The following is a 17,214-nucleotide window of genomic DNA, read 5'->3' as shown; positions in this document are numbered from 1 at the left end:
CGTGATGCTCTTGCGCGGCGGTGTGATCGAGGCTTTTGGTCCGAGCGGCGAGGTGCTGCGGCAGCCGGTGACCGGCAAGGGCCCGGCCGCGCAGCCGAACACGGTGGTGACCGGATCCTTCGCGCCGACGATCCGTCCGCACAGCATCCGCTTCGGGTCCTAGCCATGGCCGCCGGGCGCCTCACCCTCGAAACGCAGCCCCGCACCGACTTCCGGCGCGTGGCCTTGACCGGCTACGCGGCGACAGCGCTGCTGGCCGGCTGCTTTGGCTATTGGGCCGTGAGCGCGCCGCTCTCCGGCGCGGTGATCACGCAGGGCACGATCGCGGCGACCGGCGGCAACATCCTCATCCAGCATTCCGAGGGCGGCATCATCAATCAGTTGCTGGTCCATGAAGGCGACCGCGTTGAGCAGGGTGAGCCGCTGATCCTGCTTGATCGAACGGCAGCGCAGGCCGACCTCAACCGGCTGACGAGACAGTCGATCGCGCTCAGGGCGAGTGCTGCACGGCTGGAGGCCGAGCGCGACGGACTGGACGGGCTGGCGCCGATCTCCGGCGCCGCGCCGGCACCGTTCCAGCAGGATTTCGAAAATCTGGTGCGGGAACAGCGGAAGGAATTCGCCGCCAGGCTCGCCCGCTTCCGCTCGGAACAAGCGATCCTCGCCCAGCGTGTCGCCATGCATCGCCAGTCCGTCATTGGCTTGAACGCCCAAAAGCAGGCCGTTCAACAACAGGCCGAGGTGGTGAAGAAGGAGCTTGGCATCAAGACCAGCCTGCTGGACCAGGGCCTCACCAATCGCACCGAGTATTCGCAGCTTCTGCGCTCGCAGGCCGATCTCGTCGGCCAGGCCGGAGCGCTGGAAGCCAATCTCGCCGCGGCCAACACGCAGATCGTCGAAGCCGAGCAGCAGATCGAGCGGGCGACGACGCAGCGCGTCGAGGAGGCCCTCACCAAGCTGGACGAGGTTCGCACCAATCTGGCCGACATCGAGGAACAGATGCGCGCCGCCGAGGCGGTGCTTCAGCGCACGACGATCAAGGCGCCGGCGGCGGGCATCGTGGTGTCGTCGACCTATAATTCCACGGGCAGCGTGATCGCCCCCGGCGAAAAGATCATGGAGATCCTGCCCACCGCGTCGGGTCTCATCGTCGATGCCAAGCTGCGGCCGAAGGACATCGACGAGGTGCGTGTCGGTCAGCCGGCGAAGCTCCGGTTGGCGGCCTTGAACACGCGGCTGACGCCGGAGGTCTCGGCCACCGTGACGCAGATTTCCGCCGATCGGCTGATCGACCAGGCGACGCACGAGCCCTATTTCCGCGCCAGGCTGAAGATTGCCGACCAGCTGCCGCCCGGGGTGAAAGCGGAACAGCTTTATCCGGGAACGCCGGTCGAGGCGTTCATCAACACCGGCGACCGGACCTTCTTCGAGTATCTCGCCCGGCCAATGCTCGATTCCTTCGCGCGTGCTTTCACGGAGCGGTAGGTTTTGCCGGCCGCAGGTCTTGCCCGCACCGGGACATTCCGGCCCCCTCTTTTTACCGCGCTGAGGCCCGCTGACCCGAATTGTCTATCCGCGCTAGCTCAAGCGGGCGATTTGGCGGCGGTCCATATCGGCTACAAATGACCTGTCGCTTGACGCTGGGGTCATTGGGTGGGCACCCGTCACCGGGTGGGCACGTACGTCAGGCCAGGTGTGCGGTTGGGGTTACGGAAGTCGCAACGTTTTGAAGCTCCGTCCCCGGCCGCACCTTGAGACATCCGCCCGGCTGGCCCCGGGCGGCATCAGCCGTCGTAAGACTGACAGGCCCCCAAGGCTCGCCTGTCAGGGTCCTGTCATTGCTCAGTCGCCATTTGGTTGTGCTGCCACCCGCGAAGGCAGCTCAAGGCAGCGGGGACCAACCCCAAGCCCCCCACCCGGTCCCCGCTGCTCAAACCGCCGTCAACGGTGCCCGGTCAGGCTGCGGCGAATCCATGACGGCGTCATGGCTCAGGCCTGCTCGCGCGGATCTATGGACGTCCCGGGGGCTGCTCCTGCGGAAATTGGTCTTCATGAACGATTGCCGCGGCCCGCTCGAGTTCGCTTCTCACCTCGAAACCGATCCAGTGTCCGTCCATCAGGTGTGTCTGTCTCGGACAGGCGAGGAAATAGCTGCCTGTCTGCTGCGCAACAAAGTTGAGCTGTCGCTTCTCATTGACTTTGATCCCCTCCAGCGGGGTGGTGTACGCTCCCCAGATCGCATCCTCGGCCTTCAACTTCACTGGCATCTCCGACTGGGCATAGACCCTGGTCACCATCAGGCCGTGCCAGAAATTCGAGGAGCCATTGATGAAATCGATCTGCACCGACCAGTCTTCCGGCACGATGATCGTGAGATTGCCGCCCCAGTAGCCGTTGAAGTCGATGATGTCGGTCCGGATGTTGTCCCTGCGGTACCGCTCGATCTGGTTCCAGTCGGCTACGATCTCGATGGCCACCTTCTTGGCCGCGGGATCGTTTTTGATCCAGCTTGGGACGAAAGGCTCCCCAGCCAGTGCAATTCCAGGCGACAATCCCAAGGCGAAGACGAGGGCAAGGTGGGCAAAACGCGCCATCGCGAGGTTCCTCCCAAGCGTGGTGCCCGAGTTGACCACAATCGCGGTCGACCGGGCCTATCCCTTGAGGACCAGAATACCATCACAACAAGAACCCCACCAGCAAACCGCGCCTGCTGCAGCGGAACAAAGCCGTCCTCGCCGGAGCCGGTCAACTATGATCAAGCTCGGGCGTTCAGGTGCGGTTCTTGGAACATCTCCCGCGGGGTCTGCTCGACCTCGCTATGCACCTCTCGGGAGTCCAGGTCCTTGAAGGTCTTGCAACGACTGGCGGTCAATGGTGCCCCTAGCCGGGATCGAACCAGCACTCCTTGCGGAACTCGATTTTGAGTCGAGCGCGTCTACCAATTCCGCCATAGGGGCTCAGGCCGGGCGGCCTGGATGGGCGCGGACTATACGGTTGCGGGCCTGTTCGTCAACTGGCGAGTTTCCCGATCCGCATCTTGCCCGCGACCAAACTTCACCTTTCGGTTTCGTGAAGGTGCTGCCATTGTGCGGCGCGGAAAATCTTTCTAGACAAGCGGCGCGCCGATGCATGTCGCCCGACATGCTGGGCGCAGAGCCTGAAGGGCGGCGAAATCACAGGAGAGCCGATGCTTCGCGGACTTTACGACTGGACGCTCTCGCTGGCGGCGCGCAAATCGGCCGAATGGTGGCTGGCCTTCATCGCCTTCGTCGAGAGTTCCGTCTTCCTGGTGCCGGCCGACGTGCTCTATCTGCCGATGGCGCTGTCGAAGCCGGAGCGCGCCTACCGCTATGCCTTGATCGCCACCGTCGCCTCGGTGCTGGGCGGCATTTTCGGCTGGTTCATCGGCCACTACGCCTACGAGGCGGTGGCCAAGCCGATCCTCGAATTCTACGGCAAGTACGACGAGTTCGAGGCATTGCGGACTTCTTCCGGCATCGGCTTCATCATCCTGATGCTGATCACCTCGGGCGCTGCGCATTTGCCGCCGATCAAGGTGGTGACGATCCTGTCCGGCGTCATCGGCGTCAATCTGCTGCTTTTCATCGGCCTTGCCATCGTCGCGCGCGGCGCCCGCTTCCTGCTCTTGGCCTGGCTGCTGCGCCGCTATGGCGAACCGATCAAGGAGTTCATCGAGAAGCGCCTCGGCATGATCGTCGGCGCCGGCGCCGCTGCCCTTATTTTGCTCTATATCCTCGTCAGATACGCCCACGCCTAGCGCAATTCCAGGAAAAGTGCGTAGCGGCTTTTCGTCCGGAATTGCGTCAAAACAATCTGGAGCCGGATGATTTCAGGTCGAATCGACCTGAAATCTGAATCCGGCCCTAAGCAAAGAGATAGAGCATGATGTCGCCCGAAAAGCGCTTCACACTTTTCGGCATCATGCTCTAGCGACCAAGCCAACGGACCACCTTCGATGACAGCGATCATGAATGCCGACACCGGACGCCAGCGGACGCGCGCGGCGCTGTTTCTCGCCGTCGCCATGGCCGCCACCGTCGGCTCGGCGCTCGCCTTCCAGTACATTGGCGGCTACATCCCTTGCCATCTCTGCCTGGAGCAGCGCACCCCCTACTACATCGGCGCGCCGTTGATGCTGCTGGCGGTGATCGCCTCGCTGCTCAAGGCGCCGGCGTGGCTGACGCGCGGCCTGCTTGGCCTCGGCGGCCTGCTGATGCTCTACGGCCTCTATCTCGGCGTCTATCACTCCGGCGTCGAATGGGCCTGGTGGCAGGGCCCGGCAGACTGCACCGCCGGCGCCGGCCCGGTCGACACCGGCGGCAAGGGCGTGCTCGACGCGCTCGACAAGTTCGTACCGCCCTCCTGCGACAAGGCGGCGCTGCGCATCCTCGGCCTGTCGCTGGCCGGCTGGAACGCCATCGCCAGCTTCATCCTCGCCGCTGTCGCCTTTCGCAGCGCGTTCGCGCGGGATTGAATTGAAGAGCGCAACACGGAGTTCGTCCAGAAATTCGCCAGCCCGGATTGGCTGGTGCGGCTTTCGAGAACCGGAGCGGAGCGTACTTAAGTACGTGAGCACCGGAAGCGCAGAAAGCTGCGGCAGACGGCCGGGCTCGCGGATTTGTGCCGAACTCTAAGGCTCCAGTTCGACATCCCAGTAGAGATAATCCATCCAGCTTTCATGCAGATGGTTGGGTGGGAACAGGCGGCCGTTGTTGTGCAGGTCGTGCACCGTCGGCTGATAGGGCTTTTGCAGCGGCCACATCTTGGCATGCGCCGGCATCATGCCGCCCTTCCTGAGGTTGCAGGGCGAGCAGGCGGCAACGACATTCTCCCAGGTCGTGGCGCCGCCGCGATGGCGCGGGATGACATGATCGAAGGTCAGGTCGTCAGGCGTGCCGCAATACTGGCACTGGAAACGGTCGCGCAGGAAGACGTTGAAGCGGGTGAAGGCCGGATGCCTCGACGGCTTCACATAGGCCTTCAGGCTGACGACACTGGGCAGCTTCATCGAGAAGGTCGGAGAGGAGACGGCATGCTCGTACTCGGCGACGATGTTCACCCGGTCGAGGAACACCGCCTTGATGGCATCCTGCCATGACCAGAGCGACAGCGGGTAATAGCTGAGCGGACGGTAGTCCGCGTTCAGCACCAGTGCTGGAAGCCCATCCGGAGATACGGCAACCGTCACGTCGTTGACCTCCTTGGCTCCGCGCATGACCCCGAAAATCGAAAGGATCATGCGCAACTTCAAAAGTCTTACGGCGTCTTTTTCGCATCCAACCGGATGCGCGGCGCCGTAACCGATCGGCGCGGATACTGTAAGCCCGACATGACAGGGATGTGAAGCGGATTGTCGCGCGCCCGAAATGTCAAAAACGCATGATTTTAGGGCTTTTTTACGGATTTACGCCGGTGGCGCGGCGTCCCTGCCCCGCGTCTCACGGTAGTAGGCCCAGAAAAGCCGCGACGCGACACCTCGCCACGGGCTCCATGATTCGGCGAGGCGGATCAGCGTTTTCTCCGGCGGACGCGGGTCGATGCCCAGCGCGTGGCCGACCGCGCTCTGCAGCGCGACGTCCCGCGCCGGGAAGACGTCGGGATGGCCGGCGGCGAACAGCAGGTAGCATTCCGCCGTCCACGGACCGATGCCGGGCACCGCCGTCATCGCCGTGATCGCCTCATTGGCATCGAGCCGGCAAAGATGATGGAGGTCGAGACCTTCGGCGACAGCGCTGGCGACAGCGATCAGGCCGCGCTGCTTCGGCCGCGACAGCCCGGCCTCGCGAAAGATGTCCTCGCCGGCGGCAAGCACCGCCTCTGGCGTCAGCGGATCAAGCAGCCGCACCAGCCGGCCGAAGATCGCGTCTGCGCTGGCGCGCGACACCTGCTGCGAGACGATGATCGAGGCCAGGCTCCTGAACCCCGGCTCGGAAAGCCTGAGCGGCACCTCGCCCGCCATGCCGCGCACCTTCTCCAGCCGCGGATCGAGCAGGCAGAGCGCGTCCAGTCCTTGCGCGATGTCGTCGAGGCTGGCGATACGTTGCATGTTTGCTTGTTTCCAGGACGCGCACGAAGTGGCAATTGATGGCCGTGCAAAGTAGCAACCGGCGAAAGCGCCGCACAACCCGATTGCCGCCAAAGAGATGACGCTGCTGACATTCCGCTTCGCGCCGAGCCCGAATGGCGACCTGCATCTCGGCCACGCCTATTCGGCGCTGCTCAACCAGAGGCTGGCGGAGACGGCGGGTGGGCGCCTGCAGCTGCGCATCGAGGACATCGACACGACGCGCTGCACGCCGAAATTCGAAGCCGGCATCTATCGCGACCTGGAATGGCTGGGGCTGGAGTGGGAGCGGCCCGTGCGCCGCCAGTCGGACCATTTCGCCGAATACCAGGCGGTGCTCGACCGGCTGGTCGCGGAGGAGCTCGTCTACCCTGCCTTCATGAGCCGTGGCGAGATCAGGGCCTATATCGCCGACAGCGACAAGCGCGGCCGCGACTGGCCGCGCGACCCCGATGGCGTGCCGCTCTATCCCGCCATGGACAAGGCCTTGCCGATCAGCGAACGCAAGCGGCGGATCGCCGAGAACGCTCCCTTCGCCTGGCGGCTGGATATCGAAAATGCGATGGCGCGTGTTTCGAGCGACCTGTCGTGGACCGAATTCAGCGATGAGACGCTCGGGGCCACGCGGCGCATCGAGGCGCGGCCGCGGGACTGGGGCGACGTGATCCTGGCGCGACGCGACATCCCGACCAGCTACCACCTCGCCGTCATCGTCGACGACGCGCTGCAAGGCATCAGCCATGTGGTGCGCGGCCAGGACCTGTTCCTAGCGACCAGCGTTCAGCGCCTGCTGCAGGACCTGCTCGGCCTCGATCGGCCGGCCTATTTCCACCATCGCCTGGTGCTCGGCCCCGACGGCCGCAAGCTGTCGAAGAGCCTTGGCGACACCGGCCTCGCCGCGCTCAGGCAAGCCGGCGCGTCGCCGGACGACGTCCGGCGGCTGGTCGGTCTCTAGGATTCTTCGAGGTGGGTATGCTGAGATTCAGGTCAGGCCGCCTAGCATAAGTGGTGCGGCGTCCTTAGCGCGTCCAGCAGGACGCGCGGCGCCGTACAGGCACAGGAGCCTGCCGTTCGCAGGCCGGCCTCACCTGAATATCACCAGCGCGCCAGGCCGGCTTTTATCAGCGCCATGCCGCTGATGAAGGTGAAGGCGCCGCCCAGGCCCCAGGCGACCGCGATCTTGAGGTCCCTGAGGCTGATGCCGTGTTCATTGGCGACGATCACCGCGAGGAAGAAGCCGGCCGTGAACAGCAGCGTGTTGCCGGTCGAGCCGAAGCCGTCGTCCTGCATGATGGCGTCAAGCGCGGTGCCGAAGAAGAAGCCGAAGACGGCGACGGTCGCAACCGTCATCAGCAGCCAGCTCGTGTCGAGATGCAAAAGCATGCCTGCCCATGGCGCGCTGAACGCCATGCCCCTTGATCCATCGACAACTTGTCGGTTGCCGTGGCGCCCTATGTTGAATTCGGATGAGCTTATGGATCAATCGTTTCGTTTTGATTGCCGGATTGAACGGCATTAGAGCAATCTCGCTAGTCACCTCTTCACGAAGCAACAGGCCCTTCCCCGAACATGCACAGCATCAAGCGGTTCATACCCGCCTCTTTCGTCGTCCTGTGGGCGACCGGCTTCATCGGCGCGCGCTATGCCATGCCCTGGGCCGAGCCCTTCACCTTCCTCGCCGCGCGCTTCGTCCTGGCCGCCATCCTGCTCGCAATTCTGACGATCGTGCTCGGCTCGAGGAGGGCGAGCCGAGCCGAGGCCTGCCATGCCGCGCTTGCCGGCGTGCTGATGCACGGCGTCTATCTCGGCGCCGTGTTCTGGGCGATCCACAGGGGCATGCCCGCCGGCTTTTCGGCGCTGATCGTCGGCCTGCAGCCGCTGATTACGGCGGTGCTTGCCGGCAAGTTCCTCGGCGAGGCGATCCTGCCGCGCCATTGGACGGGCCTCGCCGTCGGGCTCGTCGGCGTCGTCATCGTGCTGTGGCCGAAGCTCGGAGCCGTTGGCGGCGGCGTCACCGCCGCCACGCTGACCGCCTCACTGATCTCGGTGCTGGCCATGAGCGCCGGCACCGTCTGGCAGAAACGCTTCGCCTCCGGCGGCGATCTGGTGACGGCGACGATGTGGCAGTATGTCGGCGGCGCCGCGCTGATGGCGCTCGCCTCGCTCGCCCTCGAGACGCGCACCGTCACCATCAACGGCGAGCTGATCTTCGCCATGGCCTGGCTGGTGCTGGTGCTCTCGATCGGCGCCATCTTCCTGTTGATGGTAATGATCCGCGACGGCGAGATGTCGAAGGTCGCCTCGCTGTTCTACCTGGTCCCGGCGGTCACCGCGGTCATCGCCTGGGCGCTGTTCGGCGAGCATCTCAATCTGCTGCAGATCGTCGGCATGGCGATCGCCACGCTCGGCGTCGGCCTGGCGACCGCGCGGCGGCCAGGACATGATCCGGAACAGGCTCAGCTGACGCGGGCGCGCGCCTCGAGATAGCGGCTGATCGCGGCATTGAGTTCGCCGCCGAGGATGAAGATCGCCGAGACGATGTAGAGGAAGACCACCGCGATCATGATCGAGGCAAGGCCGGCATAGGTCGTCACATAGGACGAGAAATGGTCGAGATAGGTGGCGAAGATCGTCGAGCCGATCAGCCATGCCGCGAGCGTGAAGATGATGCCCGGCACGATCGAAAGCAGGCGGCGCTTGCCCGCCGGCAGCCAGAAATGCACCGAGAACAGGCCGATGACGATGACCGTCGAGGCGATGACGTAACGCCATAGCGTGATCGTGCCCATATAGGGCCTGATCCAATCGAGATGGGCCTCGGCCAGCCGCGCCAAAAGCGGCGCGAACACCAGGAGCACGCTGATCGCCAGGAAGCAGGCGGTGGCGATCAGCACGAAGATGATGCTCTGCACGCGACGATAGATGATGCCGCGCGTTTCCGACACGCGATAGGCGCGGTTGAGCGAGGTGCGCAGCGCCTCAATGCCGTTCGAGGCGAAATAGGCGGCAAGCAGCACGCCGTAGGTCAAAAGGTCGGTGCGCCGGACGGTGAGCACGTTCAGCACCTCGCGCGCGATCGGCTTGGCGATCTGCTCCGGCCAGGTGTCGAAGACGAGGTGCACGGCGGTGTCGGCGAAGGCCTGCGCCCCGAGGAAGCTCGCCAGGGTCGTGGCGAAGATCAGGAACGGAAACAGCGCCATCAGCGAGGTAATCGCCAGATGGCTGGCCATCGCCCAGCCGTCATCGGTGTTGAAATGACCGATCGCGTCATAGAGCACGCGGCGCAGGGCGACGATCTTCCGCAACACGTACCGCGTTCCCTTCGATTGTCTCGACGCCGCGAATATGGGAAGTGAATGCGGCAAATGGCAACCCTAGGTCAAACCACGCCGTGAACGCGCCGCGCACCATCATCGTCACCGGCGCCTCTTCCGGCATCGGCGCCCATTGCGCGCGAGCGCTGAAGGCGGAAGGCTGGCGGGTGTTCGCGACGGCGCGCAAGCCGGCCGACATCGCCGCGCTCGAGGCCGACGGCATCGAGACCTTCTATCTCGACTATCGCGAGCCGGCCTCGATCGAGGCGCTGGTCGCCTCGGTGTTGGAGCGCACCGGCGGAGGGCTAGACGCGTTGTTCAACAACGGCGCCCACGCGCAGCCGGGCGCCGTCGAGGACCTGCCGGTTTCAGCGCTGAAGGAGCAGTTCGAGGCCAATCTCTTCGGCTGGCACGACCTCACCCGCCGCATCGTACCGGTGATGCGCCGCCAGGGCCATGGCCGGCTCGTCCATTGCTCTTCCATCCTCGGGCTGACGCCGGTCCGCTTTCGCGGCGCCTATTCGGCCTCAAAGCATGCGCTGGAGGGCCTGATGCTGTGCCTGCACCAGGAGCTTGAGGGTAGCGGCATCCATGTCTCGCTGATCGAGCCGGGTCCGGTGACGTCGAAGATCGCCTCTAACGGGCTGTTCTGGTTCCTGAAGAACATCGACCACGAGCACTCCGTCCATCGCGCCGCCTATGAGGCGCAGCTGGCGAGGCTGAGGGCCGGCGGCAGCGTCTCGCGGCTGAAACCCGGGCCAGAAGTGGTTCACACCGCCTTGCGCCATGCGCTTCTGTCGCGGCGCCCGCGCCCACACTATGTGGTAACGGTGCCGGCAAGGATCGGCGTGGTCCTCAAACGCATATTGCCGGCGTCGATGCTCTATCGCCTGCTTGCCAAACGGGCCTGAACGGAACTGATTGGAAACAGACTATGGCAACCGTCTTCAATATCCTCGCCGTCCTCGTCATGCTCGCCGTGGTGTTCGTGCTGATCCGCGGCCTGATCAACATGTTGCGCGGCGGCTCCAGCATGACCTCGAACAAGCTGATGCAAGCGCGCGTGCTGTTGCAGTTCATCGCCTTGGTGCTGATCATGCTGGCGGTGTATTTCACCCGCAAGTGAGGGTATCGGTCGATCGAGCGGTTCAGCTTTTCATAGAATCGCTGACCCGCTCTATCTATTTGTTTTGACGCAATTCCGGACGGAAAACCGCTACGCACTTTTCCTGGAATTGCTCTCGGGAGGGCAGCGCTTGGTCAAGCTCAACAAGATCTACACCCGCACCGGCGATGACGGCACCACCGGCCTCGGCACCGGCGAGCGGCGGCTGAAATCCGACCTGCGCATCGACGCCTACGGCACGGTCGACGAGGCCAATGCCTGCATCGGCATGGCCCGCATCCACACCGTTGACGGCCATCCCTCGATCGACGCCATGCTGTCGCGTATCCAGAACGACCTTTTCGATCTCGGCGCCGATCTCGCCGTGCCGGATGACGGCAAGCCGCTCGGCTATGAGCCGTTGCGTATCGTCGCCTCGCAGACCGATCGCGTCGAGAAGGACATCGACCTCCTCAACAAGGAGCTGCAGCCGCTCAAATCCTTCGTGCTGAACGGCGGCACGCCGGCGGCGGCCGCACTTCACCTTGCCCGCACGGTGGCGCGGCGGGCCGAGCGGATCATGGTGGCGCTGGCGCAGGACCCCGGCGAGCCGGTCAACCGCGAGGCGATCAAGTACATCAACCGCGTCTCCGACTTTCTGTTCGTCGCCGCCCGTGCGGTCAATGACAATGGAAAGGCCGACGTGTTATGGGTTCCGGGCAAGAACCGCTGACTCCACGTGGAAGCGGAAGGGCCAGGGTCTCATGTTCATCCCGCTATACGACACCAACAGGCTGCGTCACATCCACCTGCAATATGTGACGATCGGCCTGATCGTCGCCAACGTGCTCGTCTATTTCGCCACCACGCTCGGCGGCGAGGATTTCACCAATGCCGCGGTGCTCGGCCTCGGTTTCATCCCCTCCGTCGTCCATGACAGGGTCGAGCTTTCGCCCGAATTCGTCGTCATCCCGGAGAGCCTGAGCTACCTGACCTATTCCTTCCTGCACGCCGATATCTTCCACCTCGGCGGCAACATGCTGTTCCTGTGGGTGTTCGGCGACAATGTCGAGGACGCCCTCGGCCATATCCGCTATTTGATCTTCTACCTCGCCTGCGCCATTGCCGGCGCCTTCTTCCAAGGGTTGGTGGCCTGGGATTCGCAGGTGCCGCTGATCGGCGCCTCCGGCGCCATTGCCGGCGTCGTCGCCGCCTATCTGATCCTCTACCCAAGGGTGAAGGTCTGGGTGCTCGCCTTCGCCCGCATTCCCTTGCGCATCCCGGCCTTTATCCCGCTGATCCTGTGGATCGTCTTCCAGATCGTCATGTTCGCCGCCGGCGGCGAGGACCAGGTTTCCTGGGCCTGCCACATCGGCGGCATCATCGCCGGCTCCGTTCTGGTGCTCGTCCTGCGCAACCGCGGCGTGCCGCTGCTCGCCGGCGCGGATGGGGAACCCGAACCTGCGCCAGACGTCGAGCAGGCGCCCGTCCCGACCGAACCAGCCGCCAGCGCTCCAGCTCCGGCGCAGCCCGCGCCACAGTGGGGTCGAGGAGCCGCTTCAAGCCAGGACTGAACCGATTTGAGTGCGTCGCGGATATTGACGCGCCCGATTCCCGCCACTACGGAAACGCCACCGCAACGGCGGATGAAGTCCAGAATTCCGTCTGGAATGTCGGCTTTCGACAACTCTGACCCGGCGCGCGCTGCTATAGCGCGCCCAAAATCTTGAAAGAGGTGACAGGAAAATGAAGATCCTTGTGCCCGTGAAGCGGGTTGTGGATGCCAACGTGAAGGTCCGGGTGAAGTCGGACGGTTCGGCGGTCGAGCTTGCCAATGTGAAGATGGCGATGAACCCGTTCGACGAGATCGCGGTCGAGGAGGCGATCCGGCTGAAGGAAGGCGGCAAGGCGGAAGAGATCATCGTCGTCTCGATCGGCCCGCAGCAGGCGCAGGAAACGCTGCGCACCGCGCTGGCCATGGGCGCCGACCGCGCCATCCTGGTCAAGACCGAAGAGCAAACCGAGCCGCTCGGCGTCGCCAAGGTGCTGAAGGGCGTGGTCGACGCCGAGCAGCCCGGCCTCGTCATCCTCGGCAAGCAGGCGATCGACGACGATAGCAACCAGACCGGCCAGATGCTGGCGGCCCTGCTCGGCTGGGCTCAGGGCACTTTCGCCTCCAAGGTCGAGCTCGCCGGCGATCATGCCAAGGTGACGCGCGAGGTCGATGGCGGCCTGCAGACGGTGGAGCTGAGGATGCCGGCGATCGTCACCGCCGACCTTCGCCTGAACCAGCCGCGCTACGCCTCGCTGCCCAACATCATGAAGGCCAAGAAGAAGCCGCTCGACGAGAAGAGCCCGGCCGATTACGGCGCCGACGTCAAGCCGCGCCTCAAGGTGATCAAGACCGAGGAACCCGGCGGCCGCAAGGCGGGCGTCAAGGTCAAGAGCGTCGCCGAGCTGGTCGAGAAGCTCAAGAACGAAGCCGGCGTGCTGTAAGCGATCGGGAAAGGAACACGAAAATGGCTATTCTCCTAATCGCAGAACACGACAACGCCAGCCTTTCCGACCAGACCGCCAAGGCGCTGTCGGCGGCGCTGCAGATCGGTTCGGACGTGCATGTGCTGGTTGCCGGCAAGGGCGCCAAGGCTGCCGCCGACGCCGCCGCCAAGCTCAAGGGCGTCGGCAAGGTGCTGCTCGCCGAGGCCGACGAACTGTCCGAGCGCCTTGCCGAGCCGCTCGCCGCGCTCGTGGTTTCGCTCGCCGGTTCCTATGACACGATCATTGCGCCGGCGACCTCGGCGGGCAAGAACGTCGCGCCGCGCGTCGCCGCCCTGCTCGACGTCGCGCAGGTGTCCGAGATCATCGAAGTCGTCTCGCCCGACACCTTCAAGCGTCCGATCTATGCTGGCAACGCCATCCAGACGGTGCAGGCAACCGACGCCAAGAAGGTCATCACGGTGCGCACCGCCTCCTTCCAGGCGGCGCCCGAGGGCGGCTCGGCTTCGGTCGAGACGGTCAGCGCTGCGGCCAATCCGGGTCTGTCCTCCTTCGTCGAGAACAAGCTTTCCGAGACCGACCGTCCGGAGCTGACCTCGGCCAAGATCATCATCTCCGGCGGCCGCGCGCTTGGTTCCTCGGAAAAGTTCCAGGAGGTCATCCTGCCGGTCGCCGACAAGCTCGGCGCCGCGGTTGGCGCTTCCCGAGCCGCGGTCGATGCCGGCTACGCGCCGAATGACTGGCAGGTCGGCCAGACCGGCAAGGTGGTCGCTCCCGACCTCTACATCGCCGTCGGCATTTCCGGCGCCATCCAGCACCTCGCCGGCATGAAGGATTCCAAGGTCATCGTCGCCATCAACAAGGACGAGGAGGCGCCGATCTTCCAGGTCGCCGACTACGGCCTCGTCGGCGATCTCTTCGTCATCCTGCCGGAACTGCAAAAGGCGCTTTGACGCTCTCTGCGGAAGCGTATTAAATTGTGAAGGGCGGGGTAGACGAAGTCGCCCCGCCCTTTTAGTTTGCACCGCACAAAAAGCAGGCCGCAAAGGCCTTTTTCGACGGGATCGCTGTTATGAGCAAGATCGAGACGATCGGCATCGTCGGCGCGGGGCAGATGGGTGGCGGCATCGCCCATGTCTCGGCGCTATCCGGTTACAAGGTGCTGATCTACGATATTTCGCCCGACCGCATCGAGAAGGGCATCGCCACCATCAGCGGCAACATGGCGCGCCAGGTCGGCTCCGGCAAGCTCGAGGAGAAGGCCCGCAACGAGGCGATGGGACGTATTTCGGCGGCCGCCGCGATGGCCGATCTGGCCGGCGCCGATCTGGTGATCGAGGCGGCCACCGAGGACGAGACGGTCAAGCGCAAGATCTACGCCCAGCTCTGCCCGCAGCTCAACCCCGAGGCGATCCTGGCGACGAACACCTCGTCGATCTCGATCACCCGGCTGGCCGCGCAGACCGACCGGCCTGAGCGCTTCATCGGCATACATTTCATGAACCCGGTTCCGGTGATGAAGCTGGTCGAGCTGGTGCGCGGCATCGCCACCGAGGACCAGACCTTCGAGGCCGCCAAGGCCTATGTGAGGCATCTCGACAAGACGGTGACCGTCTCCGAGGATTTCCCCGCCTTCATCGTCAACCGCATCCTGCTGCCGATGATCAACGAGGCGATCTACACGCTCTATGAGGGCGTCGGCACGGTCGACGCGATCGACACCGCCATGAAGCTCGGCGCGAACCATCCGATGGGGCCGCTGCAGCTGGCGGACTTCATCGGCCTGGACACGTGCCTGTCGATCATGCAGGTGCTGCATGAGGGCCTGTCGGATTCGAAATACCGCCCCTGCCCGCTCCTGGTGAAATATGTCGAAGCCGGCTGGCTCGGCCGCAAGACCGGCCGCGGCTTCTACGATTATCGCGGCGAGCATCCGGTCCCGACGCGCTAGGGCAATTCCAGGCCGCCGGATTGCCTGAGAGCCCGGCGCTCCTCAGGACGCCGCGGCGAACGGCTTGGGCGTTTCCGCCTGTCCGTCTTGGGTTTCCTCGTCCGGCGCCATGGAAACGCAGCCTCGCCCGGCGGCCTTGGCGGCATAGCAGGCGGCGTCGGCCCGCGCGATGATCTCGTCCACCGCGCCGCAGCCGGGGCGGATCGGGGCGAGCCCGATGCTGGCGCCGATCGAATGCGGCCGGCCGTCCCAGGTGAAATTCAGGCCGCGGATCGCATCGATGATCGAGCGCGCCGCGATCTCGCCGCTGGCGGCCGAGCCTGACTTCAGGATGACGGCGAATTCGTCGCCGCCGAGGCGGGCGACGATATCATCGGGGCCGATCACGCGACGGATGGCATTGGCGACCTGCTTCAGCAGGGCGTCGCCGGCGGCGTGACCGCCGGTGTCGTTGACCTGCTTGAAATGATCGAGGTCGATGAACATGAACTGATGCTCGCCGCCGCCGGCGGATCCTGTCGTGCCGACTTTGCCGCCGTGATCGACCATCTCCTCCATGACACGGATGAAATTGGAGCGGTTCGCAAGGCCGGTGAGCGCGTCATGCGCAGCCGCATGGGCGAGCTGGCGCTGCAGGGCGCGCGCATCGGTGAAATCCTGGAAGACGATGACCAGCCCGCCGAACTCGGCGCGCTCGTTCATGATGGGCGACACCACCTGCCGGATGCTGCAGCGCGTCTCGTCGCGCCGGATAAGCACCGCGCGGCTGTTCTGGTCGGTGGGGCTCGGGCTGCCGGCCGAAGGCCGGGCCACGCCGATCCGCTGTCCGGTTTCCTCGTCGACGGCCCAGTAGACATGGCCGAGCGTCTTGCCGAGCGCCTCGCCGGCCGCGATGCCGGTCAGCTTTTCCGCGACCGGGTTCATGAAGGTGACGCGATTGGCCGCATCCGTGCAGATGACGGCGTCGCCGATCGACTGCAGCGTAACTTTCAGCCGTTCCTTTTCGTCGGCCAGCATCGCCGCCGAGACGATGAGCCGCGCCTCGGCCTCCTTGCGCTGGGTGATGTCGGTATGGCTGCCGATGGCCCGGGTCAGCCGCCCATCGCCGTCACGCTCCAGGGCCTTGCCGCGGTCGAGGATCCATATCCAACGGCCATCCTTGTGGCGCATGCGGTACTCGGCCTCGAAAAAGGGCGTCTCGCCGGCGAGATGAGCGCGATCGGCATCGGCCACGACCGCACGGTCATCCGGGTGGATCATCGTCAGCCAGCGATCGGGATCGCCGTCCAGCTCGCCATCGGCGTAACCGAGCAGCTTCACCCAGGTGGCGGAATAGGTGGTGCCGCCCTTGCGCAGATCGAAGTCCCAGACGCCCTGACCGGCGCTGGCCAGCGCGAAATTCCAGCGCGTTTCGGCCTCCGCGATGCGCGCCTCGGACTTCTTGCGGGCGTCGATGTCCTCGATCTGCGACACCAGGTAGAGCGGCCGGCCGCTGTCGGCGTCGCGGATCACCGAGCCGGCAAGTTGCGCCCATACCGGTGTCCCATCCTTCTTGAGATATCGCTTTTCGAAGTGAAACGAATCGATCTTGCCTTCCTTCAGGCTCACCATGGTTTCCCGGCCGATCTGCAGGTCGTCGGGATGGGTGATCTGGAAAAAGGTCAGCGCCTCGATTTCCTCGCGGCTGTAGTCGAGCATGGCGGCAAAGGCCGGATTGGTCTGCACGATGCGGCCGTCGAGCCCAACGATGGCGACGCCGATCGCCGAATCCTCCATGGCGCGGCGGAAGCGCTGCTCGCTCTCGGCGATCTGGCGGCGGTCGTCGACGATCTGGCGGATGAAGAAGGCGGCAAGAAACAGCGACGCCGCGATCATGGCGTCCGATACCTGCAGGCTGAGCTTGAGCGTCTCGGCGCTGAGATCGAGGCGCGACGACAGCATCGAAGCCGCGGCGGCGACAAGGCCAACCGCCATCAGGATCAATGCCGCGTATCTGCCGGCCCGCGGGCCCTTCCAATTCCACCGCGTCACAACGCGTTCCACCCCAATGCGCAATTGCACGTCGATGCAACCCTCGCGGATCGATTTTAAGGAAAGGTTGCATGGGGGACGGAAGCGGCGATGCCAACCGGCAAACAATTGCCGGCATGATTAAGGATCGGTATGCGCCGCTACCAGCGCACGAAAAACCGGCCGCCAAGCGCGCCGAGACCGGTGAGGATGACGACCGCGAGCGTATACCAGGTGGCGACGAAAAGCGGCG

The 17,214-nt window shown here is 64.7% G+C and carries 19 protein-coding genes and 1 tRNA gene; 12 read left to right on the top strand and 8 right to left on the bottom strand.

The annotated features are described in order from the left end of the window. The first annotated feature begins 165 nt into the window (after window positions 1–165). On the top strand, window positions 166–1,485 hold the full coding sequence (locus EN738_RS15060) for an HlyD family type I secretion periplasmic adaptor subunit (protein WP_127284374.1): 1,320 nt from the start codon (window positions 166–168) through the stop codon (window positions 1,483–1,485). Between the two features lie 524 nt (window positions 1,486–2,009). On the opposite strand, the gene EN738_RS15055 is transcribed toward EN738_RS15060, so the two are convergent. Then, the gene (locus EN738_RS15055) at window positions 2,010–2,594 is read right to left on the bottom strand and encodes a sulfocyanin-like copper-binding protein (protein WP_127284373.1); all 585 of its coding nucleotides are present in this window, start codon (window positions 2,592–2,594) and stop codon (window positions 2,010–2,012) included. Window positions 2,595–2,872: 278 nt separating this feature from the next. Then, a tRNA-Leu gene (locus EN738_RS15050) sits at window positions 2,873–2,957 on the bottom strand. A 230-nt stretch (window positions 2,958–3,187) separates the two neighbouring features. On the opposite strand from EN738_RS15050, the gene EN738_RS15045 reads away from it, so the two are divergent. Further along, window positions 3,188–3,778 carry a YqaA family protein gene (locus EN738_RS15045; protein WP_127284372.1) on the top strand — a complete coding sequence of 197 codons (591 nt, stop codon included), beginning with the start codon at window positions 3,188–3,190 and terminating at the stop codon, window positions 3,776–3,778. 198 nt (window positions 3,779–3,976) lie between these two features. Next, complete coding sequence (locus EN738_RS15040) at window positions 3,977–4,495, top strand: disulfide bond formation protein B (protein WP_127284371.1); 519 nt, start codon at window positions 3,977–3,979, stop codon at window positions 4,493–4,495. A 156-nt stretch (window positions 4,496–4,651) separates the two neighbouring features. Here the strand turns inward: EN738_RS15040 and EN738_RS15035 are convergent, their stop codons facing one another. Beyond that, a complete protein-coding gene (locus EN738_RS15035; protein ID WP_010911702.1) occupies window positions 4,652–5,209 on the bottom strand; it encodes an HNH endonuclease in 558 nt (185 codons plus the stop codon). Window positions 5,210–5,425: 216 nt separating this feature from the next. Continuing rightward, the gene (locus EN738_RS15030) at window positions 5,426–6,067 is read right to left on the bottom strand and encodes a DNA-3-methyladenine glycosylase (protein WP_127284370.1); all 642 of its coding nucleotides are present in this window, start codon (window positions 6,065–6,067) and stop codon (window positions 5,426–5,428) included. 97 nt (window positions 6,068–6,164) lie between these two features. On the opposite strand from EN738_RS15030, the gene gluQRS reads away from it, so the two are divergent. Continuing rightward, a complete protein-coding gene (gene gluQRS, locus EN738_RS15025) occupies window positions 6,165–7,040 on the top strand; it encodes a tRNA glutamyl-Q(34) synthetase GluQRS (protein WP_127284369.1) in 876 nt (291 codons plus the stop codon). Between the two features lie 140 nt (window positions 7,041–7,180). Here gluQRS and EN738_RS15020 read toward each other — a convergent pair whose 3' ends face one another. Further along, window positions 7,181–7,495, bottom strand: coding sequence for a hypothetical protein (locus EN738_RS15020; protein ID WP_245478406.1), 315 nt, complete (start codon window positions 7,493–7,495; stop codon window positions 7,181–7,183). A 159-nt stretch (window positions 7,496–7,654) separates the two neighbouring features. Here EN738_RS15020 and EN738_RS15015 point away from each other — a divergent pair, with 159 nt between their 5' ends. Next, the gene (locus EN738_RS15015) at window positions 7,655–8,572 is read left to right on the top strand and encodes a DMT family transporter (protein WP_127284368.1); all 918 of its coding nucleotides are present in this window, start codon (window positions 7,655–7,657) and stop codon (window positions 8,570–8,572) included. Here EN738_RS15015 and EN738_RS15010 read toward each other — a convergent pair. After that, window positions 8,542–9,393 (bottom strand): YihY/virulence factor BrkB family protein, encoded by an 852-nt coding sequence (locus EN738_RS15010; protein ID WP_127284367.1) that lies wholly within the window; start codon window positions 9,391–9,393, stop codon window positions 8,542–8,544. The two genes, EN738_RS15015 and EN738_RS15010, sit on opposite strands and share 31 nt — an antisense overlap. An 83-nt stretch (window positions 9,394–9,476) precedes the next feature. On the opposite strand from EN738_RS15010, the gene EN738_RS15005 reads away from it, so the two are divergent. The 7 genes from EN738_RS15005 to EN738_RS14975 all read left to right on the top strand — a co-directional run bounded on the left by EN738_RS15005 (window position 9,477) and on the right by EN738_RS14975 (window position 14,951). After that, complete coding sequence (locus EN738_RS15005) at window positions 9,477–10,310, top strand: SDR family oxidoreductase (protein ID WP_127284366.1); 834 nt, start codon at window positions 9,477–9,479, stop codon at window positions 10,308–10,310. Between the two features lie 23 nt (window positions 10,311–10,333). After that, window positions 10,334–10,525, top strand: a complete 192-nt coding sequence (locus EN738_RS15000) for a twin transmembrane helix small protein (protein WP_126058117.1) — start codon at window positions 10,334–10,336, stop codon at window positions 10,523–10,525. A gap of 130 nt (window positions 10,526–10,655) precedes the next feature. Next, a complete protein-coding gene (locus EN738_RS14995; RefSeq protein WP_127284365.1) occupies window positions 10,656–11,237 on the top strand; it encodes a cob(I)yrinic acid a,c-diamide adenosyltransferase in 582 nt (193 codons plus the stop codon). Window positions 11,238–11,268: 31 nt separating this feature from the next. Beyond that, entirely contained in the window at window positions 11,269–12,078 is an 810-nt protein-coding gene (locus EN738_RS14990) for a rhomboid family intramembrane serine protease (protein ID WP_127284364.1), read from the top strand. A gap of 172 nt (window positions 12,079–12,250) precedes the next feature. Beyond that, window positions 12,251–13,000: an electron transfer flavoprotein subunit beta/FixA family protein gene (locus EN738_RS14985; RefSeq protein ID WP_127284363.1), complete on the top strand. Its 750-nt coding sequence runs from the start codon at window positions 12,251–12,253 to the stop codon at window positions 12,998–13,000. Window positions 13,001–13,023: 23 nt separating this feature from the next. Next, the gene (locus EN738_RS14980; RefSeq protein ID WP_127284362.1) at window positions 13,024–13,953 is read left to right on the top strand and encodes an electron transfer flavoprotein subunit alpha/FixB family protein; all 930 of its coding nucleotides are present in this window, start codon (window positions 13,024–13,026) and stop codon (window positions 13,951–13,953) included. A gap of 119 nt (window positions 13,954–14,072) precedes the next feature. After that, complete coding sequence (locus tag EN738_RS14975) at window positions 14,073–14,951, top strand: 3-hydroxybutyryl-CoA dehydrogenase (protein WP_127284361.1); 879 nt, start codon at window positions 14,073–14,075, stop codon at window positions 14,949–14,951. A 42-nt stretch (window positions 14,952–14,993) separates the two neighbouring features. Here the strand turns inward: EN738_RS14975 and EN738_RS14970 are convergent, their stop codons facing one another. Beyond that, on the bottom strand, window positions 14,994–16,982 hold the full coding sequence (locus tag EN738_RS14970; RefSeq protein WP_245478457.1) for a PAS domain S-box protein: 1,989 nt from the start codon (window positions 16,980–16,982) through the stop codon (window positions 14,994–14,996). A 140-nt stretch (window positions 16,983–17,122) separates the two neighbouring features. After that, window positions 17,123–17,214 (bottom strand): NrsF family protein (locus EN738_RS36750; RefSeq protein ID WP_127284360.1); only part of this gene is annotated, 92 nt, incomplete at its 5' end.

Origin of the sequence: Mesorhizobium sp. M4B.F.Ca.ET.017.02.2.1 (genome assembly GCF_003998955.1) — a bacterium.
GTDB lineage: Bacteria > Pseudomonadota > Alphaproteobacteria > Rhizobiales > Rhizobiaceae > Mesorhizobium > Mesorhizobium abyssinicae.
This window is presented reverse-complemented; position numbering and strand designations above follow the sequence as displayed.